The sequence below is a fragment of the Paracoccus zhouxuedongae genome, from assembly GCF_041927815.1.
GTDB lineage: Bacteria > Pseudomonadota > Alphaproteobacteria > Rhodobacterales > Rhodobacteraceae > Paracoccus.
On the sequence record NZ_JBHFHM010000002.1, the window covers coordinates 113,068 to 133,582 of the forward strand.

Annotated in this window: 19 protein-coding genes; 9 read left to right on the plus strand and 10 right to left on the minus strand. The window is 68.0% G+C overall.

Annotated features, from left to right (window positions below; genetic code table 11):
* Positions 1–23: 23 nt before the first annotated feature.
* The 5 genes from ACEYYA_RS03525 to ACEYYA_RS03545 all read left to right on the plus strand — a co-directional run bounded on the left by ACEYYA_RS03525 (position 24) and on the right by ACEYYA_RS03545 (position 4,869).
* Positions 24–614: a cyclase family protein gene (locus tag ACEYYA_RS03525; RefSeq protein ID WP_374797640.1), complete on the plus strand. Its 591-nt coding sequence runs from the start codon at positions 24–26 to the stop codon at positions 612–614.
* A 66-nt stretch (positions 615–680) separates the two neighbouring features.
* Positions 681–956 (plus strand): hypothetical protein, encoded by a 276-nt coding sequence (locus tag ACEYYA_RS03530; RefSeq protein ID WP_374797642.1) that lies wholly within the window; start codon positions 681–683, stop codon positions 954–956.
* An 11-nt stretch (positions 957–967) separates the two neighbouring features.
* A complete protein-coding gene (locus tag ACEYYA_RS03535) occupies positions 968–1,654 on the plus strand; it encodes a DUF1523 family protein (protein WP_374797644.1) in 687 nt (228 codons plus the stop codon).
* Positions 1,651–2,586, plus strand: coding sequence for a deoxyribose-phosphate aldolase (gene deoC / locus ACEYYA_RS03540; RefSeq protein ID WP_374797646.1), 936 nt, complete (start codon positions 1,651–1,653; stop codon positions 2,584–2,586). The genes ACEYYA_RS03535 and deoC overlap by 4 nt, the downstream gene beginning before the upstream one ends.
* A 9-nt stretch (positions 2,587–2,595) precedes the next feature.
* A complete protein-coding gene (locus tag ACEYYA_RS03545; RefSeq protein ID WP_374797648.1) occupies positions 2,596–4,869 on the plus strand; it encodes an aldehyde dehydrogenase family protein in 2,274 nt (757 codons plus the stop codon).
* A 54-nt stretch (positions 4,870–4,923) separates the two neighbouring features.
* On the opposite strand, the gene grxD is transcribed toward ACEYYA_RS03545, so the two are convergent.
* The 5 genes from grxD to carA all read right to left on the minus strand — a co-directional run bounded on the left by grxD (position 4,924) and on the right by carA (position 10,245).
* The gene (gene grxD / locus ACEYYA_RS03550) at positions 4,924–5,283 is read right to left on the minus strand and encodes a Grx4 family monothiol glutaredoxin (RefSeq protein WP_374797650.1); all 360 of its coding nucleotides are present in this window, start codon (positions 5,281–5,283) and stop codon (positions 4,924–4,926) included.
* A gap of 45 nt (positions 5,284–5,328) precedes the next feature.
* Positions 5,329–5,571 carry a BolA/IbaG family iron-sulfur metabolism protein gene (locus tag ACEYYA_RS03555; protein WP_374797652.1) on the minus strand — a complete coding sequence of 81 codons (243 nt, stop codon included), beginning with the start codon at positions 5,569–5,571 and terminating at the stop codon, positions 5,329–5,331.
* 156 nt (positions 5,572–5,727) lie between these two features.
* Positions 5,728–6,936, minus strand: coding sequence for a tryptophan synthase subunit beta (gene trpB / locus ACEYYA_RS03560; RefSeq protein WP_374797654.1), 1,209 nt, complete (start codon positions 6,934–6,936; stop codon positions 5,728–5,730).
* Positions 6,937–7,041: 105 nt separating this feature from the next.
* On the minus strand, positions 7,042–9,030 hold the full coding sequence (locus tag ACEYYA_RS03565; RefSeq protein WP_374797656.1) for a glycosyltransferase family 2 protein: 1,989 nt from the start codon (positions 9,028–9,030) through the stop codon (positions 7,042–7,044).
* A 57-nt stretch (positions 9,031–9,087) separates the two neighbouring features.
* Positions 9,088–10,245: a glutamine-hydrolyzing carbamoyl-phosphate synthase small subunit gene (carA, locus tag ACEYYA_RS03570; RefSeq protein ID WP_374797658.1), complete on the minus strand. Its 1,158-nt coding sequence runs from the start codon at positions 10,243–10,245 to the stop codon at positions 9,088–9,090.
* A 171-nt stretch (positions 10,246–10,416) separates the two neighbouring features.
* On the opposite strand from carA, the gene ACEYYA_RS03575 reads away from it, so the two are divergent.
* On the plus strand, positions 10,417–10,881 hold the full coding sequence (locus ACEYYA_RS03575) for a GatB/YqeY domain-containing protein (protein WP_374797660.1): 465 nt from the start codon (positions 10,417–10,419) through the stop codon (positions 10,879–10,881).
* A gap of 190 nt (positions 10,882–11,071) precedes the next feature.
* On the opposite strand, the gene ACEYYA_RS03580 is transcribed toward ACEYYA_RS03575, so the two are convergent.
* Positions 11,072–11,278 (minus strand): hypothetical protein, encoded by a 207-nt coding sequence (locus ACEYYA_RS03580; protein ID WP_374797662.1) that lies wholly within the window; start codon positions 11,276–11,278, stop codon positions 11,072–11,074.
* A 192-nt stretch (positions 11,279–11,470) separates the two neighbouring features.
* The gene (acnA, locus tag ACEYYA_RS03585; protein ID WP_374797664.1) at positions 11,471–14,242 is read right to left on the minus strand and encodes an aconitate hydratase AcnA; all 2,772 of its coding nucleotides are present in this window, start codon (positions 14,240–14,242) and stop codon (positions 11,471–11,473) included.
* A 252-nt stretch (positions 14,243–14,494) separates the two neighbouring features.
* Here acnA and ACEYYA_RS03590 point away from each other — a divergent pair, with 252 nt between their 5' ends.
* Positions 14,495–15,670, plus strand: a complete 1,176-nt coding sequence (locus tag ACEYYA_RS03590; RefSeq protein ID WP_374797666.1) for a DUF1223 domain-containing protein — start codon at positions 14,495–14,497, stop codon at positions 15,668–15,670.
* A gap of 6 nt (positions 15,671–15,676) precedes the next feature.
* On the opposite strand, the gene ACEYYA_RS03595 is transcribed toward ACEYYA_RS03590, so the two are convergent.
* Genes ACEYYA_RS03595 through tkt form a run of 3 tightly spaced genes read right to left on the minus strand, consistent with a single transcriptional unit; the run spans position 15,677 to position 19,487 of the window.
* Entirely contained in the window at positions 15,677–16,573 is an 897-nt protein-coding gene (locus ACEYYA_RS03595) for a lysophospholipid acyltransferase family protein (RefSeq protein ID WP_374797668.1), read from the minus strand.
* A complete protein-coding gene (locus ACEYYA_RS03600; protein ID WP_374797670.1) occupies positions 16,570–17,472 on the minus strand; it encodes a DMT family transporter in 903 nt (300 codons plus the stop codon). Before ACEYYA_RS03600 ends, ACEYYA_RS03595 begins: the two co-directional genes overlap by 4 nt.
* Complete coding sequence (tkt, locus tag ACEYYA_RS03605) at positions 17,469–19,487, minus strand: transketolase (protein WP_374797672.1); 2,019 nt, start codon at positions 19,485–19,487, stop codon at positions 17,469–17,471. The genes ACEYYA_RS03600 and tkt overlap by 4 nt, the downstream gene beginning before the upstream one ends.
* 146 nt (positions 19,488–19,633) lie before the next feature.
* Here tkt and ACEYYA_RS03610 point away from each other — a divergent pair, with 146 nt between their 5' ends.
* Together ACEYYA_RS03610 and ACEYYA_RS03615 are read left to right on the plus strand one after the other, a co-directional pair.
* Positions 19,634–20,158, plus strand: a complete 525-nt coding sequence (locus ACEYYA_RS03610) for a hypothetical protein (protein WP_374797674.1) — start codon at positions 19,634–19,636, stop codon at positions 20,156–20,158.
* Entirely contained in the window at positions 20,151–20,510 is a 360-nt protein-coding gene (locus ACEYYA_RS03615) for a cell division protein ZapA (RefSeq protein ID WP_374797676.1), read from the plus strand. Before ACEYYA_RS03610 ends, ACEYYA_RS03615 begins: the two co-directional genes overlap by 8 nt.
* Positions 20,511–20,515 lie beyond the last annotated feature (5 nt).

The window sequence follows — 20,515 nt, forward strand, 5'->3', positions numbered from 1 at the left end:
CGTAATCCGTGGCAGGCTGGGGCATGGACTGGATTGACCTGACCCGACCGCTGACCCCCGGCCTGCCGCCCTTTCGCCACGGCGATTACGCCGACCCGCCGCTGCGCATCACCCCCTGGTGCGGGATCGCGGATCAGGGCTTTGCCGTCGATCACCTGTCGCTGGGCGGGCAGACCGGCACCCATATCGACGCGCCCGCGCATTTCGCGCCGGGCGGTACGACGCTCGAAGCGCTGCCTGCCGCCACGCTGATCGGGCGATATGCCTATGTCAGCGCGGCGATGCTGGCGGCGGGGCAGGCGCCGCTGGGGGCGGGCCGCATCCTGTATCTGGATGCACTGGACGGCCCCGACCTGCCCGAGGCGGGCCTTGCCGCGCTGCTGGCGCGCGGCGATCCGGTCTGGGTGATGGCGGGGGCCGCGCGGGTGGCGGGGCGCGACGGCTGGCACCTGCACCGCGTCCTGGCGCAGGCCGGCCGCTTTCTGGTCGAGGATCTGGACCCCGCCGCCGCCCGCGCCATCACCGGTCCCGGCCAGATCGCGGCGCTGCCCTTGCGGCTGATCGGCACCACCGGCGCGCCCGCGCGGGTCATGGCCCTGCCCGATCGCCGCTGACGCAGCCACTGGTCCCGGTGACGCGCAGCCGCTATCAAGGGCCTTGTCCACCACGAAAGGCGCCCCATGGCACTGATCCGGCTGTTCGTCTTTGGTTTTCTGGTGCTATCGGTCATCTATGTCCTGACCTTTTTCTGGCTGCGCAGCCTGCGGCGCGAGCGGCTGGAAAACGACTGGGATCAGGGCCGCGCGCTGCCCTTGGATGGCGAGGGGCGCGAGGGGTATATCGCGCGCGGCATGGCAGGCCTTGGCCGGTCGCTGGCGGTGCGGCTGTTGTGGCTGATCTATGTCTTGCCGCTGATCGCAATGGGCGCGATCATCTATCTGGTCAATTACGCCTGAGGGGGCACCTGATGCTGCGCTATCTTTCCTGGGGTCTGCGGGGGGTGTTTGCCCTGATCCTGATCGGCTTTCTGGATTACGTCCTGCCGCAATACGACACGGTTCGCATCACCGAGACTTACAACCGGCTGACCGACCTGGGGGCCAACGCGATCTTCTATGCCTCATCCGACAGCGGCACGGTGGAAAACGCCCAAGGCATGCGCGACATCCGCTTCATCAGCGGCGTGCGCCCGAATGGCCGGGTGATCGTCTACCGCAACGAGGACACCGGCTGGATCTGGCCGCCCTATTTCAAATACGACAGCTCGAACCTTCAGGCCGAGGCGGCGAATGCCCGGTCAACCGCGCAGGCGCCGGAATGGGTGCGGGTCACGCATTACGGCTGGCGGGTGGCGTGGCTGTCGATCTATCCCAATGCGATCAAGATCCGCCCGGTGGCGGGGCCGGATGCGCAGGGTGTGAACTGGCCGCGGCTGGTCATCCTGGGGCTGATCCTGATCGGCGTGCTGACGATCTGGCGGATGTGGCAGCAGTTCCGCCAACGCGCCATCGACCCCGCCTTGGCCGATGTGTCGCAAAGCTGGGATCGGCTGGATCAGCGCGCCGATGCCGCGCGCGGGCGCATGTCGGGCTGGTGGGACCGGCTGCGCGGCGGCAAGGGCAATAGTGGCAACAACGGTGGGGGGCAGGCATGAACCCGGGGACCGGCTTTGCGCCTGACCAGATCGCGCAGGCCCATATCAACGCGCCCGCGACGGACCGCGCGGCGGCCAGCATCACCGGGCGGCGGTCGCTGAAGAAGGAATGGCAGGCGGCTTGGCTGGTCAATGCGATCCGCTGCATGGACCTGACCACTTTGGCCGGGGATGACACGCCCGAACGGGTCGCGCGGCTGTGCGCCAAGGCGCTGCGCCCGCTGGACGATCAGATCATGGCGGGCCTTGGGCTGGACCGGCTGACCACCGGCGCGGTCTGCGTTTACCCGACGATGGTGGCGGCGGCGGTGCGCGCGCTTGGCAATTCCGGCGTGCCCGTCGCCAGCGTCGCCACCGGCTTTCCCGCCGGGCTGATGCCGCTGGACCTGCGTCTGGCCGAGATCCGCTATGCCGTCGATCAGGGCGCGGCGGAAATCGACATCGTGATCACCCGCCAGCACGTTCTGAACGGCGACTGGGCCGCGCTTTACGATGAAATCGCCGCCATGAAAGAGGCCTGCGGCACCGCCCATCTGAAGGCGATCCTGGCGACCGGCGATCTGAAAACCTACGGCAATGTCTGGAAGGCCAGCATGATCGCCATGCAGGCGGGGGCCGATTTCATCAAGACTTCGACCGGGAAAGAGGCGGTGAATGCCACGCTGCCGGTCAGTCTGGTGATGCTGCGGGCGCTGCGCGATTACACGGCGCGCAGCGGCCACCGGGTCGGCTTCAAGCCCGCAGGCGGGATGCGCAGCGCCAAGGATGCGCTGAACTGGCAGGTCTTGATGCGCGAGGAGCTGGGCCGCGACTGGCTGGATCCGGGGCTGTTCCGGCTGGGCGCCAGCTCGATGCTGGGCGATATCGAACGCCAGCTTCATCATCATGTGACGGGGCGGTATGCCGATGCCTCGCGTTTTGCGCTGGCTTGAGGGGGAAAGATGCCGACCGTGACCGAGATTCTGGAAACCCTGGACTATGGCCCTTCGCGCGAAAGCGATGCGGCGGCGCGCGACTGGATCGCCGCGCATCAGCCCTTTGGCCATTTCATCGGCGGCAAATGGGTGGCGGGGCAGGGACACTTCCCGACGCTGAACCCGGCAACTGGCGAGACGCTGGCCAAGGTCGCGCAGGGCAGCGCGGATGACATCGCGGCGGCCATCCGCGCCGCGCGGCGTGCGCAGTCGGGCTGGGCCAAGCTGCCCGGCGCCGCGCGGGCGCGATACCTGTATGCCATCGCCCGGCACCTGCAAAAGCACGAACGCCTGCTGTCGGTGCTGGAGGTGCTGGACACCGGCAAGCCGATCCGCGAAGCGCGCGAGGCCGACATTCCGCTGGCCGTGCGGCATTTCTATCATCACGCGGGTTGGGCCGATCTGGTCGATCAGGATTTTCCCGACCACCGCCCGCATGGCGTCTGCGGCCAGATCATTCCGTGGAACTTTCCGCTGCTGATGCTGGCCTGGAAGATCGCCCCGGCCTTGGCGGCCGGCAATACCGTGGTGCTGAAACCGGCCGAGCAGACGCCGCTGACCGCGCTGCGCTTTGCCCAGATCTGCGCCGAGGTCGGCCTGCCGCCGGGGGTGGTCAACATCGTCACCGGCGATGGCGCGACGGGGGCGGCACTGGTTGCCGCGCCGGTCGACAAGATCGCCTTTACCGGCTCGACCGAGGTGGGGCGCAAGATCCACGAACAGGTCGCGGGCCGGGTGCCGGTGACGCTGGAACTGGGCGGCAAGTCGCCCTTCATCGTGCTGGAGGACGCCGATCTGGATGCCGCGGTCGAGGGCGTGGTCGATGGCATCTGGTTCAATCAGGGTCAGGTCTGCTGCGCGGGCTCGCGGCTGGTCGTCGCGGCCTCGGTCGCGCGGGATTTCACCGACCGGCTGGTGCGGCGGATGAACGGGCTGCGGGTCGGCGATCCCCTGGACAAATCGACCGACATCGGCGCCATCATCAGCGCCGAACAGGCCGACCGCATCCGGTCGCTGGTGGCGGCGGGGCAGGCGGCGGGGGCTGATCTGCTGACGCCCGCCACGGCGCTTCCCGCGAAAGGCAATTGGGTCGCGCCCGGCATTCTGGCCGGGGCCGAACCCGCAAACCCCGCCAGCATCACGGAAATCTTCGGCCCGATCGCCACGCTGACCACCTTTCGCACGCCCGATGAGGCGATCGAGATCGGCAACGCCACGCGCTATGGACTGGCGGCAAGCGTCTGGTCGGAAAACATCACCCAGGCGACGGCGGTCGCGGCCGGGCTGAATGCGGGGGTGATCTGGATCAACGCCACCAACCTGTTCGATGCCGGTGCGCCCTTTGGTGGCTGGCGCGAGTCGGGCTTTGGCCGCGAGGGCGGGGCCGAGGGGATGGCGGCCTATCTGCGCCTGCCCGACCCGCCCGCGCCGCGTCGCGCGGGGGCGGTGAAACCCGCGGCGCAGACCATCGACCGGACCGCGAAACTGTATATCGGCGGCGCGCAGAAGCGCCCCGATGGCGGGCTGTCGCGCGCCACCGATGATGGCCTGATCGGCATCGGCGGGCGCAAGGACATCCGCAACGCGGTCGAGGCCGCCGCCAAGGCCGCCGGCTGGTCGCGCCTGTCGGGGCATCAGCGCGCACAGGTCATCTATTTCATCGCCGAAAACCTGTCGCAGCGCGCCGATGCCCTGGCCGCGCAACTGGGCCGGGATGAGGTGGCGGCCAGTCTGGACCGGCTGTTTCAATGGGCCGGGCGTGCCGACAAGGATGACGGTCGCAGCCATGACACCCAGGCCGGGCATCTGACCCTGACCCTGCCCGCGCCCTATGGCATCATCGGCATGGTCGCCCCCGATGCCGCGCCGCTGCTGGGGCTGGTCTCGCTGATCGCCCCGGCGATTGCGGCGGGCAACCGGGTGGTGGCCGTGCCCTCGCGCAGCCATCCGATGATCGCCGCCGATCTGGCGCAGGTGCTGGACACGTCCGACCTGCCCGGCGGGGTCGTCAACCTGATCCCCGGCGATGAGGCCGAACTGGCCGCGACCCTGGCCGCGCATGATGCGGTCGCGGCGTTGTGGCTGGCGGGCGATCTGGATCACGCCCCGCAGGCGGCGGGCAATCTGAAGCCGGTCTGGCGCATTGCCCCGCGCGACTGGTCCAGCCCGCGCGGCCAAGGCCCCGAGTTCCGCGAGGCCGCGCGCCAGTGGAAGACGATCTGGCTGCCCTACGGGCTGTAGCGCATGAAAAAGGCCGCCCCCTGGGGGCGGCCTTTGCCGATCATGGCGGCTATTTCAGGCGTTCGCTTCGCGGATGCGGTCGGCGGCGGCCTTGTCATAGGCGATGCCCTTGGCGTCGAACAGCTGGTCCAGCTCGCCCGACAGGGTCATTTCGGTGACGATATCGCAGCCGCCGACGAATTCGCCCTTGACGTAAAGCTGCGGGATCGTCGGCCAGTCCGAGAAATCCTTGATGCCCTGGCGGACATTTTCATCGGCCAGCACGTCGACGTCCTTGTAGTCGACGCCCATGAAGTTCAGCACGCCGGCGACGCGGCTGGAAAAGCCACAGCGCGGCATTTCCTTGCTGCCCTTCATATACAGCACCACGTCATTGGCGGTGATCGTGTCGCGGATCTGGTCGGAGGCGGTCATGGTGATGTCCTTTCGGTGCCGCAAGGGGCGGTCGATGGTGTGGCGTCAATCGGGGGCCTTGGTGGTCAGCGCAAGCGCGTGCAATTCGCCGCGCGGGCCGTCCATCTTGCCCTTCAGCGCGGCATAGACGGCGCGCTGTTGCTGAACCCGGTTCTGGCCGCGGAAGGATTCGTCGATCACCTCGGCGGCCCAGTGATTGCCGTCGCCGGCCAGATCGGTGATGGTGATCTGCGCATCCGGGAAAGCCGCGCGGATCAGGGCTTCGATGTCATGGGCTTCCATGGCCATGGGTGGCTTCCTTTCGCTGGCGTTTGATCTGATCTAGACGCGGGGGGGCGTCGCTGCAAGGGGCGGCGGCGCGGGTTCGGGGCCGGGGCAGGGGGCTTTGCCCCCTCTGGCGGCGGGGCCGCCATTCACCCCCAGCGTATTTGGGCAAGAAAGAAATCAGCGTCCGTCGCCAAAGCCGTGGGTCTGGGTGACGTAATCGATGTCCTTGTCGCCGCGCCCGGACAGATTGATCAGGATCGCCTTGCCCGGGTGGTTCTTTGCCTCGCGCAGGGCGAAGGCGACGGCATGGGCGCTTTCCAGGGCGGGGATGATGCCCTCGTGGCGCGACAGCCGGTAAAAGGCGTCCAGCGCCTCATGGTCATTGGCGGCGGTATAGGTCACGCGGCCGCTGCGGTGCAGGTGCGCGTGTTCGGGGCCGACGCCGGGATAGTCAAGGCCCGAGGCGATGGTGTGGACGGGGGCGGGGTTGCCCTCGGCATCTTTCAGCACGATGGTGCGGAAGCCGTGGATGTCGCCATCTTCGCCATAGGTGATGGTGGCGGCGTGATCGCCCAGTTTCGACGAGGTGCCCATCGGCTCGACGCCGTAAAGCGCGACATCGGCATCGTCGATGAAGCCCGCGAAGATGCCCATGGCGTTCGACCCGCCACCGACGCAGGCGGCCACCATGTCGGGCAGGTTTCCTGTCATTTCAAGGAATTGCTCGCGCGCCTCAAGGCCGACGACATGCTGGAAGTCGCGGACCATGCGCGGGAAGGGGTGCGGGCCGACGACCGAGCCGATGGCAAACAGCGCGCGGTCGGCCTGTTGCAGATAGGATTGGAAGCAGCTGTCCACCGCCTCTTTCAGCGACCGGCCGCCGAAGCTGACCGGCACCACCTGCGCGCCCAGAAGCCGCATCCGGGTGACGTTCGGCGCCTCTTTGGCGATGTCGATCTCACCCATGTGGATTTCGCATTCGAGGCCGAAATAGGCCGCCGCCGTGGCCAGTGCGACGCCGTGCTGGCCGGCGCCGGTCTCGGCCATGACCTTGGTCTTGCCCATGTGGCGCGCAAGCAGCGCCTCGGCCATGCAGTGATTGAGCTTGTGGGCGCCGGTGTGGTTCAGATCCTCGCGCTTGGCGTAAAGGCGGGCGCCGCCGCAGATGTCCGAGAGGTTGCCCAGATACGAGATCGGCGTGGGCCGGCCCTGGAAATGCTTGCGGATGGCGCGCAGTTCGCGGATGAAATCGGCGCTTTTGGCGATGCGGTCATAGGCCTGTTCGATGGCCTTGAAATGCGGCACCAGCGGCGGCGGCAGGTCAGCCCCGCCATATTGTCCGAAAAACCCCTGCGCGTCGGGGAACTGTTTAAGATAGGATGTCATCGTCAAGACCTGCTGTCTGGCATGTGGTGGCCCGCAGCTAAGCGCATCGCGGGCCTGCCTGTCCAGCGTGATGAGGGCGTGCCGGGCGCGACGTTTCGGCCTGTGCTAGCTGATCGTGCCACGGTGCTGCACAGCGGCCAGTGCCGGTTGCGGCGCGAGTGCCGGGCCGGGCGTCGGGGGCACCTCATGTGCCGCGCCATCGTAAAGGCCATGGGCGGTCTTGTCCCAATAGAAGGGCTTGGTCAGCACCTCATGGATGGCTTTCCAGCCGGCGAGTGCGCCCAGCGGAAAGTAAAGGTTCATGGTCAGCGTCCAGCCCCAGAGGCCGCGATGATCGGCACCGCGCGTGGCCCAGAGGTTGACCAGCAGGTTCAGCGCCTCGGTCGCCAGGAACAGCGTGAACAGCGCCGTGACCGCGCTCGGCCCGACGAGGTCCGCGAGGGGCGTGGCCACCGGGTGCCAAAGCCCGAACGAGGCCAGCCAGAAGGTCCACAGTACCGGGGCCAGCAGATATTGCGACAGCGTGCCAAGGAACTGGATCTGGAACGACAGGAAACGGCGCGGCCCCAGATCGCGCCACAGCCGCAGCGGGTCGCGCATATGCACCGCCCAGGTCATCGCGTAACCTTTCAGCCAGCGAGAGCGTTGCTTGACCCAGGGCAGGGTCCGGCAGTTCGCCTCTTCGTGGGTGGTGGTGTCGGCCAGTTCGGTGCGCCAGCCGTGCCGCGCCAGGCGCACGCCCAGATCGGCATCTTCGGTGACGTTATGGGCGTCCCAGCCGCCCAGTTCCTCAAGCGCTGTGCGGCGGAAGAACAGCGTGGTGCCGCCTAGCGGGATCACCAGCCCCAGTCGCGCGACACCGGGCAGCATGGCGCGGAACCAGGCCGCATATTCGATGGTAAAGCAGCGCGACAGCCAGTTGACGCGGGGGTTGTAGTAATCCAGCCGCCCTTGCAGACAGGCGACGTCATCACCGGCGCGGGCGAAATGCGCGGCGATCTGGCGAAGCTGGCTTGGCTCGGGGCGATCCTCGGCATCCCAGACGCCGATCACGCTGCCCTTGGCAAAGTTCAGCGCGTAATTCAGAGCGCGTGGCTTGGTGCGGACCGGGCCGTCGGGCACGGTGACGACGCGCATCCAATGCGGCAGGCCGGCGATGGACAGGGCGTCGCGGGTGGTGGTGTCCACCTCCTCGACCACCAGCATGACATCCAGCAATTCGCGCGGATAATCGACAGCCGACAGCCGCGCGACCAGGCGCGGGGCGATGTCGGGTTCGTTGAACATCGGCACCATGACCGAGATCACCGGCAGCGGGATCAGGCCGGGGGCGGCGGGTGGCGAACGCAGGCTGTCGCGGGCCTGGCCGCGCACCTCGGCGGCGAAGGCCAAGGCCTTCAGCCCGGTGGTGGCGATCAGTGTCAGCGTGGCCCAGGCGGCGATCAGGCCGAACACCGCCAGCGGCGCGAAGGTCAGCCCGGCGGTCAGCGCGACCAGCATCAGCAGCACCAGCGCCGACAGCCGCTGGCCGTCAAGGCTGCGGGCGCTGTCGGCGGCATCGACGCGGGTTTCGGCCTGGCGGATCAGCCCCTCTTGCCGGTGTGCCAGCAGGGCGGCGTGGATCGCGTTTTCGCTGGCGATCACCATGTCGACACGACCGGGCAGGCGCGGCAGGCGGGCTTTCAGCGCACCGAAATCCTCGGGCCGGGCGGTGGCGAGGATCAGGTCATCGCCGTGCCGCCGCCAGGGGATCACCGCATGAGTCAGGCAGAAATCGGCGCCCAGCAGATCGGTCAGCCAATCCTGCGGCGGGTCGCGGGTCAGATCGACCGTGCCGCAGCCCCATTGCGTTGCCAGGGCGCGCATCAACGCATCCTCATGCACCCAGCCGCGCGCCAGAAGGATGTCGCCCAGCCGCACCGTCTGGCGACGGCGCAACGCCAGGGCCTGCACCAGATCGGCGGGCCGCACCGCGCCCTGTTCGATCAGGATTTGCCCAAGCTGCCGCCGAGTGGGCCGCACCACCGACAGCCGCGGGCGCGCCGCCTGATCTGCCGCGACATCCTGTTTCCGCTCGAATGCGATGACCGCCATGCTGGCCCCCGGACGATTCCCGAAGCCGGTGTTAGCAGACGATCCCTTAAGAAACGCTTAACGCCGATCGGCCATCGCCCGCGCGAATCGTTCAAAAAGATAGAAACTGTCCTGCGGGCCGGGGCTGGCCTCGGGATGGTGCTGGACCGAGAACACGGGCTTGCCATCCACCCGAATGCCGCAGTTCGACCCGTCGAACAGCGACACATGGGTTTCGATCACACCCGCGGGCAGGGTCTGGCTGTCAACCGCAAAGCCATGATTCATCGAGGTAATCTCGACCTTGCCGGTGTCCTTGTCCTTGACTGGATGGTTGGCGCCGTGATGGCCGTGGTTCATCTTCACGGTGCGCGCACCAAGCGCCAGAGCAAGCATCTGATGGCCAAGGCAAATGCCGAACACCGGGATGTCGGCTTCCAGCACGCCCTGGATCATCGGCACCGCATAGTCGCCGGTCGCCGCCGGGTCGCCGGGACCGTTCGACAAAAACACGCCCTCGGGGTTCAGGGCCAGCACCTCATCCGCGGTGGCGGTGGCGGGCAGAACGGTGACCGAACAGCCAGCCGAAGACAGGCAGCGCAGGATGTTGCGTTTCGCGCCATAATCGATGGCGACGACGCGGAAGCCATCGGTCGGGCCGGGGCCGAAACCTTCGGGCCAGGACCAGCGGCCTTCGTTCCAGGCGTAAGGCTCGGTGCAGGAAACGTCGCGGGCCAGGTCAAGGCCGACCAGCCCATTCCAGCCGCGCGCGCGGCTGACCAGTTGTTCCAGGTCGAACCGGCCTTCGGGGTCATGGGCGATGACGGCATGGGGCGCGCCCTGCTGGCGGATCGCGCGGGTCAGGCGGCGGGTATCGACACCGGCCAGCCCGATGCGACCGTGGCGTTCCAGCCAGGCGCCAAGAGTTTCGGCGGCGCGCCAGTTCGACGGCTGGGTGATGTCCCATTTCACCACCATGCCCTCGGCCACCGGGGTGGCGGCTTCCTCATCCTCGGGGTTGGTGCCGACATTGCCGATATGGGGGAAGGTGAAGGTCAGGATCTGGCCCGCATAGGACGGGTCGGTCATGATTTCCTGATAGCCGGTCATCGCGGTGTTGAACACCAGTTCGGCAACACGGGCGCCGGTCGCCCCGAAGCCCTGACCGTAGAACACCGATCCATCGGCCAGAACAAGGCATCCCGTGGGTTTGGCGGGGGCGAAGGCATCGGTCATGGCGGAACTCTCGGGCTCGGGCGGCGCGGGCGCGGAATCGGCGCGCGCAAATTGCCGGGAACCTAAGGATGGCGGGCCGCCGGGTCAAGCCTTCGGCGCGCCGGGGGTTTCGTCGGGGCCTTTCGTTGGGCGCGTCCTGCGCCTATCTTGGGGCAAACGAAGGAGAGAGTGATGGACCTGCGCGCCCGTATCATGGCCGATCTGAAAGACGCGATGAAAGCCCGCGAGGCGGACCGGCTGTCGACGCTGCGGCTGATCAATGCCGCCTTCAAGGACCGCGAGATCGCGGCGCGTGGCAGCGCCGGTGAGGGGGGCGATCTGACCGAGGCCGATCTGCTGGCGATCCTGGGCAAGATGGTCAAGCAGCGCCAGGACAGCGCCCGCGCCTATGAGGAAGGCGGGCGGCTGGAACTGGCCGAGAAGGAGCTGGCCGAGATCAAGGTGATCGAGACCTATCTGCCGCGACCGCTGTCGGGTGACGAGATCGCGGCAGCCGTGGATGCGGCGATTGCGGCGGTCGGTGCCAGCGGCATCCGCGACATGGGCCGGGTCATGGCCGAACTGAAGGCGCGCCACACCGGGCAGATGGATTTCGGCGCGGTCGGGCCGATGGTCAAGGATCGGCTGGCGGGCTAAGGCAGGAGGGGCGCTGCCCCTCTGGCCCTGCGGGCCATTCACCCCGGCGTATTTTCGCAAGAAAGAAGGGGCGGTGTTGCGTCCGGGGGCGCGGGTGTCGCTGCGGGCTGCCGCCAGAGGCCAGAGGCGTAGCGCGCGGCGTTGTGGTGTGCGGGCGGGCTTGGCCCCGGTCGTGCCGGGGCCGGCCGGGTTACTGGCTGTTCACCGCATCGCTGCCCGCCTTGGACAGCAGGGTCGCCCCCAGAAGCCCGATGCCCAGCAGGGCGACGATCCCGATGCCCGCGCCCTCGGCCAGGGTCGGTGTGCGCGGCTGGGAATAGTCGGTCTGGCCCTGGCTGTTGGTTGCGCAGGCGCCCGGCAGGGCGCAGCACAGGGTGGCGGCAATCACGTTTTTCATCAGTTTCTCCTGTCGTGCAATCGTGCACGCCAAGGGGATTAGCCGGGCTTCGTCGCGCGGCAAGCGGGGCGCGATCACGGCTGGTTGCAATGTCGAAAGACATATCTGGCGCGCATGAAAAAACCCCGGCATTTGCTGCCGGGGTCGTTCACGATGGTCGCGCAACCGTGAAGCAGCGCGAGTGATGCGCGATCAGGCCTTGGCCAGGTTGCGCAGCACATAATGCAGCACGCCGCCGTTTTCGAGATATTCGATCTCGACCTCGGTATCGACGCGGGCCTTTAGCTGGATGGTCTTTTCGCTGCCGTCCGCATAACGGATCGTCGCCGGAACCATCGACAGCGGCTTGAAATCGCCCGCCAGGCCGGTGATCGAGATCACCTCATCGCCTTTCAGGTTCAGCGTCTTGCGGTTGTCGCCGCCGGTGAACTCGAACGGGATGACGCCCATGCCGACCAGGTTCGAGCGGTGGATGCGTTCAAAGGATTCCGCGATGACCGCCTTGACGCCCAACAGGTTGGTTCCCTTGGCCGCCCAGTCGCGCGACGAACCGGCGCCGTATTCGATGCCGCCCACGACGACCAGCGGCACACCGGCCGCCTGATAGGCCATCGCCGCATCATAGATGCTGGTCTGTTCGCCGTCCGGGCCTTTGGTATAGCCGCCTTCCACGCCGTCCAGCATCTCGTTCTTGATGCGGATATTGGCGAAGGTGCCGCGCATCATGACTTCATGGTTGCCGCGGCGCGAACCGTAGCTGTTGAAGTCCTTCGGCGCGACCTGGCGTTCGGTCAGGTATTTGCCCGCCGGGGTGGTGGGCTTGAACGAACCGGCCGGGCTGATGTGGTCGGTGGTGATCATGTCGCCCAGCACGGCCAGCACCCGCGCATCCGCCAGATCCGAGATCACACCCGGTTCGCGCGACATGCCGCGGAAATAGGGCGGGTTCTGGATATAGGTCGAGGCGGCGGGCCAGTCATAGGTCTCGCTGTCGGTGGTCTCGACCGCCTGCCAGCGTTCATCACCCTTGAACACATCGGCGTATTTTTCGATGAACATCTCGCGCGTCACGATGGTGTCGACCAGATCGGCGACTTCCTTGCTGGTCGGCCAGATATCCTTGAGGAACACCGGCTTGCCGTTCGCGCCATAGCCCAGCGGCTCACGCGTGAGGTCGATGTTCATGTCGCCAGCCAGGGCATAGGCGACGACCAGGGGCGGGCTGGCCAGATAGTTGGCGCGGACGTCGGGGCTGATGCGGCCCTCGAAGTTGCGGTTGCCCGACAGCACCGAAACGGCGACCAGATCGTTGTCGTTGATCGACTTGGAAATCGCCGGGTCCAGCGGACCCGAGTTGCCGATGCAGGTGGTGCAGCCGAAACCGACCAGGTTGAAGCCGATGGCGTCCAGATCTTCTTGCAGGCCGGCGGCTTGCAGATATTCCGCCACGACCTGCGATCCGGGCGCCAGCGAGGTTTTCACCCAGGGCTTGCGGTTCAGGCCCAGGGCGCGCGCCTTACGCGCCACCAGACCGGCGGCCATCAGCACATAGGGGTTCGAGGTGTTGGTGCAGGAGGTGATCGAGGCGATCACCACGCTGCCGTCATGCAGCTTGTAACCCTGCCCCTCGACCGCGCCCGATTGATAGCCGTCCAGATGGCCCGGCAGCCAGTCCGGGGCCGGGGCGCCGCCTTCGTCGTTCCATTCCTTGATCTCGGCGCGGGCAGGTTCGGGGAACTGGCGCGTGCCCGAGATGAACTTGGAAAACTGATAGGCGGCATCGGTCAGCGCGACGTGATCCTGCGGGCGCTTGGGGCCGGAAATCGCGGGGACGACCGTGCCCATGTCCAGTTCCAGCGTGCTGGTATAGATCGGCGCGTAATCCGCCCCGCGCCAGAAACCGTTTTCCTTGGCATAGGCCTCGACCAGGGCAATGCGGTCCTCATCGCGGCCGGTCTGGCGCAGATAGCGCAGGGTTTCGGCGTCGATCGGGAAGAAGCCGCAGGTGGCGCCGTATTCGGGGGCCATGTTCGCGATGGTCGCGCGGTCGGCCAGCGGCATGTTGTCAAGGCCTTCGCCGTAGAACTCGACGAACTTGCCGACAACGCCGTGCTTGCGCAGCATCTGCACGACCTTCAGCACCAGGTCGGTGGCCGTCACGCCTTCGGTCAGCGCGCCGGTGATCTTGAAGCCGACGACTTCGGGGATCAGCATCGACACCGGCTGACCCAGCATCGCGGCCTCGGCCTCGATCCCGCCGACGCCCCAGCCCAGAACGGCCAGGCCGTTGACCATGGTGGTGTGGCTGTCGGTGCCAACCAGCGTGTCGGGATAGGCGACGGTTTCGCCGTTCTGATCGGTGTCGGTCCAGACCGTCTGCGCCAGATATTCCAGGTTCACCTGGTGGCAGATGCCGGTGCCGGGCGGCACCACGCGGAAGTTCTGGAACGCCTTCTGGCCCCATTTCAGGAACTGGTAACGCTCCATGTTGCGTTCGTATTCCAGTTCCACGTTGCGCTGAAAGGCGCGGGGGGTGCCGAACTCGTCGATCATCACGCTGTGGTCGATGACCAGATCGACCGGGTTCAGCGGGTTGATCTTTTGCGCATCGCCGCCAAGCGCCTTGATGCCGTCACGCATCGCGGCCAGGTCGACGACCGCCGGAACGCCGGTGAAGTCCTGCATCAGCACGCGGGCCGGGCGATAGGCGATTTCGCGCGGGTTCTGGCCGCCGTTCTGCGCCCATTCGGCAAAGGCCTTGATGTCGTCGACGCTGACAGTGAAGCCGTCATCCTCGAACCGCAGCATGTTTTCCAGCACGACCTTGAGGCTGGCGGGCAGGCGCGAGAAATCGCCGAGGCCGGCCTCTTCGGCGGCGGGGATCGAGTAATAGGCGATGGTCTTGCCGCCTGCGGTCAGGCTGCGGCGGGTCTTGGCGGTGTCCTTGCCGGTGACGATGGGCATCGGGGCCTCCGTGGTTAGCGTCGTGGCTGAAAATATCTGGCTGCGCGGCTGTCTTGCCGCAATCCCCGCAGGCGTTCAAGGGGGGATGGGCGGGATTGTATGCCATTGTATGCAATTTGTCACGCGCTGAATCGGGCCTTGGCCGGGGACGGTTCCGGGCGGGCCTGACCCTGCGTCGCGCGGCGTGATTTCGGCGCTGTCTCGCGATTGGTTGATTGGCAGGGGCGGGCCTTGGGTTGTATCAGCGGTTCCATGACCCGTCCTGCCGCCGCCGCCCAACCGCCTGTCCCGCGCCGCCCTGGCGGGGCGGTCGGCGCACGGCTGGCCACGGCGCTGCTGGTGGCCGCCATGGCCTGGGGTGGCGTCGGCATCGCGGCCGCGCCGGTCCGGGCCGAGGGCCTGGCGATGAACGGCGATCTGTCGAACCACCCGGGCACCGACCGGGGGCGGCACGGCGGCGCGGATTGGGGCGACGACAGCCATGGCGCGGTCGAGGACGGCCCCGTCACGGTCGAGGATGACCTTGGCCTGGATGACGACTTTGCCGATCCCGATGCTGATCTGGTCGGACCGCGCGACGGTGGCGCGCTGACCGGGCCGGACGGAGCCGAGGATGAGGGCGCCCCCTCCACCGCCCCGGCTGCCCCCGCGCCGCGCGATGGTCGGGGCGGGCAGGCGCGCCGGTCGATGATCCCCGCCCCCACACCGGCGGCAGACGCCGCCGCCGCCCCGGCCGCACCCGACACCGGGCAGGCGCGGGCGTCGCGGGTGCTGGTTGAGCTGTTCACTTCGGAAGGGTGCAGCGCCTGTCCCCCGGCCGAGGCGCTGCTGGGCGATCTGGCGCGGCGCGATGACGTTCTGGCCGTGTCATTCCATGTCGATTACTGGGATTATCTGGGCTGGCCCGATCCTTTCGCCAAGCCCGCCTTTACCAGCCGCCAGCGGGCCTATGCGCGCCGCGACGGCACGCGCACGGTCTTTACCCCGCAGATCGTGGTGGGCGGGGTGGCCGGCGCCACGGCCCCGCGCCCCGCCCAGGTCAGCCGCGAGATCGCCCGGCTGTCGGATGATCTGTCCGTTGCCGGCCATGTCGTGACGGCTGCCGGTCGCCACCGGGTGACGCTGTTGTCCGATCACGCGCTGCGGGTGCCCGCCGATGTGATCGTGGCACGTCTGGATCGTCAGGTCGAGACCGAGATCCGGTCGGGCGAAAACATCGGCCGCAGCCTGCGCCATGTGAATGTCGCGCGCGATTGGGATCTGGTCGCGCAATGGTCGGGCGAAAAGCCGCTGCTGCTGGACATCGCCACCGAAGCCTCGGCCCGGCGTGGCGAGATCGTCGCGGTGATCGTGCAAGAGCGGCTGAAGGGGCCGGGCGGGCGCAATCTTCCGGGCGCGGTGCTGGGCGCCATCCAGGTGACGGATTAGGCCGCGCTACTTCCAGCGCCGATGCACCCAGAACCACTGGCCCATATGGGCGCGCACCAGTTGCTCAAGATCGTCGTTCAGCGCCTGCATCATCCGTTCCGGTGTCGAGGGCGGGATCGGTGCGCCCACCTGCACCGCAAAGCTGATACCGTCAGGCTGGCGGATGCCATGGATCGGCACCAGCAGCGCGTCATAGCGCAGCGCGAGTTCGGCGGGCGTCAGCACGGTGCGCGTCGGCAGGTCGAAGAACGACAGCAGCGCGCCATCGCCCGCATATTGGTCAAAGCCAAGCGCCAGCATCCCGCCGCCCTTCAGGAACCGCAGCATCCCGGCGAAACCCGCCTTGCCGCGCGGGAACATCGGCTGGGCAATGGCCTGCATGGCGGGGATGTAATGCGCGTTGAAGGCGGCATTGTTCATCGGCCGATACAGCGCCCCGACCGGCCAGCCGCGCGCCGACAGCGCCGCGCGCATCGCGTCGTAATTGCCGAAATGCGCGCAGGCCAGGATCACGGGGCGGTGATCCGCGGCGGCCTGTTCCAGCGCCGCCAGACCCGGCCCGCACAGGGGGTCGCGCGCCGCGATCCGGTCGGTAAAGTCGCGCCCGGCGTAGATCTCGGCCAGGGATCGCCCGGCATTGTCGGCCACGGCATCGGCAATGGCGCGGGCCTGATGCGGGGGCAGGTCGGGCCGGGCCAGTGCCAGATTGTCCAGCGCCCGGCGGCGATAGCCCGCGACCGGGGCCAGCAGATGCGCGAAGACCCAGCCCATCGCCGGGATGCGGCGGTGATAGGGCAGCAGCCCCGCCATCCGCATCGCCCCCAGAAACAGCGCACTGGCCAGCCGGTCGGTCAGCGGAACCGGGGGCGGAGCGGGGATGTCGGGGGGCGTGTTGGTCGTCATGCGCGGCCCCTTGCGGCTTTCGCGGCGCGGGCGGTGTCGCGGGCCTCGCGGCTCCAGACATACAAGCCGGCGGCGACGATCACGGCGGCGCCTGCCAGCGACCAGCCATCGGGCACCGCGCCCCAGAACAGCCAACCCCACAGCCCCGCCCAGATCAGCCCGGTATAGCCGAAGGGGGCGACGGCGGCGGCCTCGGCCAGCGAAAACGCCTTGATCAGCAGCGCCTGCGCGACGGTGCCGAACAGGCCGATCAGAGCAAAGGCCCAGGCATCGGCGGCGGCGATCGGCTGCCAGACAAACGGCATCGCCAGGCTGGCCAGCAGGGTCGCCGTCGTCGTCGACCACAGGATCGAGGTGGCCGTGCTGTCGCTGCGCACCATCCGCGTCAGCACCGCACCCCCGGCATAGGCGAAGGCGCCGATCAGCGGCAAAACCGCCGCCGGGTGCAGCACGCCCGCGCCCGGACGGATGATCATCATCGCCCCCAGCAGCGCCACGGCGATGCCGATGATCCGGCGCGGGCCGATGCGTTCGCCCAGGAACAGCGCCGCGAACAGGGTGATCAGCACCGGGTTGATGTCGATGATCGCCGTCGCCTCGGCCAGGCCGATATAGCCCAGCGAGGTGAAGAACAGCGTCACCGTGGCCACCTGAAAAAACCCGCGCGCGATCTGCGCGCCGGGCTGGTTCGACCGCAGATGGCGCGGCAGGCGCGGCCCCAGCACGATCAGCACAAGGGCCAGATTGATGACCAGCCGCACGAACACGATCTGCAACGGCGGATAGCGCCCGGTCAGGTGCTTGGCCGTCGCATCCATCAGCGTGAACAGCAGGATCGAGGCCAGCAGCAGCAGAATGCCGCTGGCCTGATCGGTCAGGCCCTTGCGGGCCAGGCTCACAGCAGCGCCTTGACCTTGGCGGCGACGTCCTCGGCAGTGATGCCGAACTCGGCATAAAGCCGCTCTGCCGGGGCACTTGCGCCAAAGCCGGTCATGCCGACAAAGCCCGCCTTCTTTTCGGACCCGCGTTCGCCCAGCAGGAAGCGATCCCAGGGCATGCGAACGGCGGCCTCGACCGCGACGCGGACCGGACCGGCGGGCAGGACGCGCTTGCGATAGGCCTCGGGCTGGGCGGCGAAAAGCTCCATGCAGGGCATGGACACCACGCGGGTGCCGATGCCTTCGGCCTCCAGCAGGTCGCGGGCGGCCATGGCGATCTCGACCTCGGAGCCGGTGGCCATCAGGATCGCGCGGCGCTTGGCCCCGGCCTCGGCCAGGATATAGCCGCCCTGCGCGGTCAGGTTGGTGGCGGTGTGTTTCTTGCGCACCGTCGGCAGGTTCTGGCGCGACAGGGCCAGCACCGAGGGCGTGCCGGTCGAGGTCAGCGCCAGCTCCCACGCCTCGGCGGTTTCGACCACATCGGCGGGGCGGAACACCCAGGTGTTCGGCGTGGCGCGGCTGATCGCCAGATGCTCGACCGGCTGGTGGGTCGGGCCGTCCTCGCCCAGTCCGATGCTGTCATGGGTCATGACATAGACGGTCGGAATGCCCATCAGCGCCGACAGCCGCATCGCGCCGCGCGCGTAATCGGTGAAGGCCATGAAGGTGCCGCCATAGGGGCGCAGGCCGCCATGCAGAACCATGCCGTTCATCGCCGCTGCCATGCCGTGTTCGCGGATGCCGTAATAGATGTAGCGGCCCTTGCGGTTATCCACGTCGAACATGCCCAGATCGCCGGTCTTGGTGTTGTTCGATCCGGTCAGGTCGGCCGATCCGCCGATGGTTTCGGGCATCACCGGGTTGATCACCTCCAGCGCCATTTCGCTGGCCTTGCGGGTGGCGACCTTCGGGGCCTCGTCGCTGGCCTGCTTTTTCAGCGCCTTGATGCGGGCCGACAGTTTCGCGGGGGCTTGGCCTGCGATGCGGCGGGTAATCTCGGCCTGTTTGGCGGCGGGCAGGGCGGCCAGCCGGTCTTCCCAGTCCTTGCGGGCCTCGGCGCCCTGCTTGCCGATCATCTCCCACACTTTCTTGATGTCGGCGGGGATGTCGAAGGGGCCATGCGTCCAGCCATAGACCTGCCGCGTGGCGGCGATTTCCGCGTCACCCAGCGGGCTGCCATGGGCACCCGAACTGTCGGCCTTTTTCGGGCTGCCGAAGCCGATGATCGTCTTGCAATCGACCAGCACCGGGCGGTCGGACTTTTTCGCGGCGCTCAGCGCGCGGTCGATGTCGGCGGGGTTGTGGCCGTCGCAGGCGATAACCTCCCACCCGGAGGCCGCAAAGCGGGCGCGTTGGTCGGTCTTGTCCGACAGGCTGACGCGGCCGTCGATGGTGATGTCGTTGTTGTCCCACAGCACGGTCAGCCGCGACAGGCGCTGACGACCGGCCAGGGCGATCGCCTCCTGGCTGATGCCCTCCATCAGGCAGCCGTCGCCGGCGATCACCCAGGTGCGGTGGTCGCAGACCTTAGGCCCCCAGGTCGCGCGCAGATGTTCCTCGGCCATGGCGAAGCCGACGGCGGTGGCGATGCCCTGACCCAGCGGGCCGGTGGTCGTCTCGACCCCTTTGACATGGCCGTATTCCGGGTGCCCGGCGGTGATCGCGCCCCATTGGCGGAAGTTCTTGATCTGATCCAGCGTCATGTCGCGGTAGCCGGTCAGGTGCAGCAGCGCATAGATCAGCATCGAGCCATGGCCCGCCGACAGGATGAAGCGGTCGCGGTCGAACCAGTCGGGATGGGCGGCGTCGAATTTCAGGTGCTTCTGGAACAGGACGGTGGCGACATCGGCCATGCCCATCGGCATACCCGGATGGCCGGAATTGGCCGCCTGCACGGCATCCATCGCAAGCGCGCGGATGGCCGTGGCCAGGTTCCAGTGGTCGGGGTGATCGGCGCGCAGCTTGGCGATGTCCACGTCGGGGGTTCCTTCGGCTGAAACGGTTGCTTCCCCGTGTAAGCCCGGCCGCTGATCCCCGCAACCCTTGGCCCGCAACCCTTGGCCAACCGGGCAAACCGCGCTAGACCATGGACGCGGGTCGCCCATCGGCCCGGTGAAGGACAATGGATCAGACGACAGCAGCGCATCAGACACGGCTGGACGCCGCCCTTGCCCGGCTGGAGGCCAAGGCCGAGGCCGACCGCGCGCGCCGTGAACGGGCCGCCGATCCGGCCGCGCAAGCCGCGCTGGATCAGGCGCTGGCCGATGAACGCGCGGCAGGCGCACGGCTGGCCGAGCGGCTGGGCGCGCTGCACCGCCGCCAGCAGGGCGTGATCGACCGGCTGGCCGCGCGGCTGACGCTGGCCCAGCAGGGGCTGGCGCGCGCGGGCGCGGCGATCGACCGGCTGACCGCCGCCAATGCCGAACTGACGGCGGCCAATCGCGCGCTGAGTGGCAAGGCCCGGCTGGGGCAGGGCGCTGACCCCCTGCTGGCGGCCTGCCAGGCCGAGATCGCCGCGCTGCAAGCCGCGCGCCTGGCCGAGGTCACGCTGATCGAAGACACACTGGCGGCGATGGACGACCTGATCGCCGCCGCGCCGAACCCCACCCCCATCCCTGACGCCACCAAGGAGGATAGCCATGCCTGAGGTCACATTCACCATCGGCGGGCGCGCCTTTACCGTCGCCTGTCAGGACGGCGAGGAGCCGCTTTTGACCCAGGCTGCGGGCCTCTTGGATGCCGAGGCCGCCACGCTGCTGTCGCAGATCGGCCGGTTGCCGGAATCGCGGATGCTGCTGATGGCCGGGCTGATGCTGGCCGACCGCACCGCCGAATTGCAGGACCGCGCCGACCGGGCCGAGGCCGAGCTGACCCGGCTGAAAGCCAACCCGCCGCGCGTCGAGGTGCCGGTGGTGCCGCGCGCGCTGACCGAATCCCTGGCCGAGATGGCCGCGCGGGCCGAGGCCCTGGCGGATCGGCTGGAGGCTGACCCGGCCTGATCCGA

Bases quoted from the DNA above. Each gene is read 5' to 3' on its own strand.
- ACEYYA_RS03525 (WP_374797640.1), top strand. From the start codon at position 24: ATGGACTGGATTGACCTGACCCGACCGCTGACCCCCGGCCTGCCGCCC.
- ACEYYA_RS03530 (WP_374797642.1), top strand. From the start codon at position 681: ATGGCACTGATCCGGCTGTTCGTCTTTGGTTTTCTGGTGCTATCGGTC.
- ACEYYA_RS03535 (WP_374797644.1), top strand. From the start codon at position 968: ATGCTGCGCTATCTTTCCTGGGGTCTGCGGGGGGTGTTTGCCCTGATC.
- deoC (WP_374797646.1), top strand. From the start codon at position 1,651: ATGAACCCGGGGACCGGCTTTGCGCCTGACCAGATCGCGCAGGCCCAT.
- ACEYYA_RS03545 (WP_374797648.1), top strand. From the start codon at position 2,596: ATGCCGACCGTGACCGAGATTCTGGAAACCCTGGACTATGGCCCTTCG.
- grxD (WP_374797650.1), bottom strand. From the start codon at position 5,283: ATGACCGCCTCCGACCAGATCCGCGACACGATCACCGCCAATGACGTG.
- ACEYYA_RS03555 (WP_374797652.1), bottom strand. From the start codon at position 5,571: ATGGCCATGGAAGCCCATGACATCGAAGCCCTGATCCGCGCGGCTTTC.
- trpB (WP_374797654.1), bottom strand. From the start codon at position 6,936: ATGACATCCTATCTTAAACAGTTCCCCGACGCGCAGGGGTTTTTCGGA.
- ACEYYA_RS03565 (WP_374797656.1), bottom strand. From the start codon at position 9,030: ATGGCGGTCATCGCATTCGAGCGGAAACAGGATGTCGCGGCAGATCAG.
- carA (WP_374797658.1), bottom strand. From the start codon at position 10,245: ATGACCGATGCCTTCGCCCCCGCCAAACCCACGGGATGCCTTGTTCTG.
- ACEYYA_RS03575 (WP_374797660.1), top strand. From the start codon at position 10,417: ATGGACCTGCGCGCCCGTATCATGGCCGATCTGAAAGACGCGATGAAA.
- ACEYYA_RS03580 (WP_374797662.1), bottom strand. From the start codon at position 11,278: ATGAAAAACGTGATTGCCGCCACCCTGTGCTGCGCCCTGCCGGGCGCC.
- acnA (WP_374797664.1), bottom strand. From the start codon at position 14,242: ATGCCCATCGTCACCGGCAAGGACACCGCCAAGACCCGCCGCAGCCTG.
- ACEYYA_RS03590 (WP_374797666.1), top strand. From the start codon at position 14,495: ATGACCCGTCCTGCCGCCGCCGCCCAACCGCCTGTCCCGCGCCGCCCT.
- ACEYYA_RS03595 (WP_374797668.1), bottom strand. From the start codon at position 16,573: ATGACGACCAACACGCCCCCCGACATCCCCGCTCCGCCCCCGGTTCCG.
- ACEYYA_RS03610 (WP_374797674.1), top strand. From the start codon at position 19,634: ATGGATCAGACGACAGCAGCGCATCAGACACGGCTGGACGCCGCCCTT.
- ACEYYA_RS03615 (WP_374797676.1), top strand. From the start codon at position 20,151: ATGCCTGAGGTCACATTCACCATCGGCGGGCGCGCCTTTACCGTCGCC.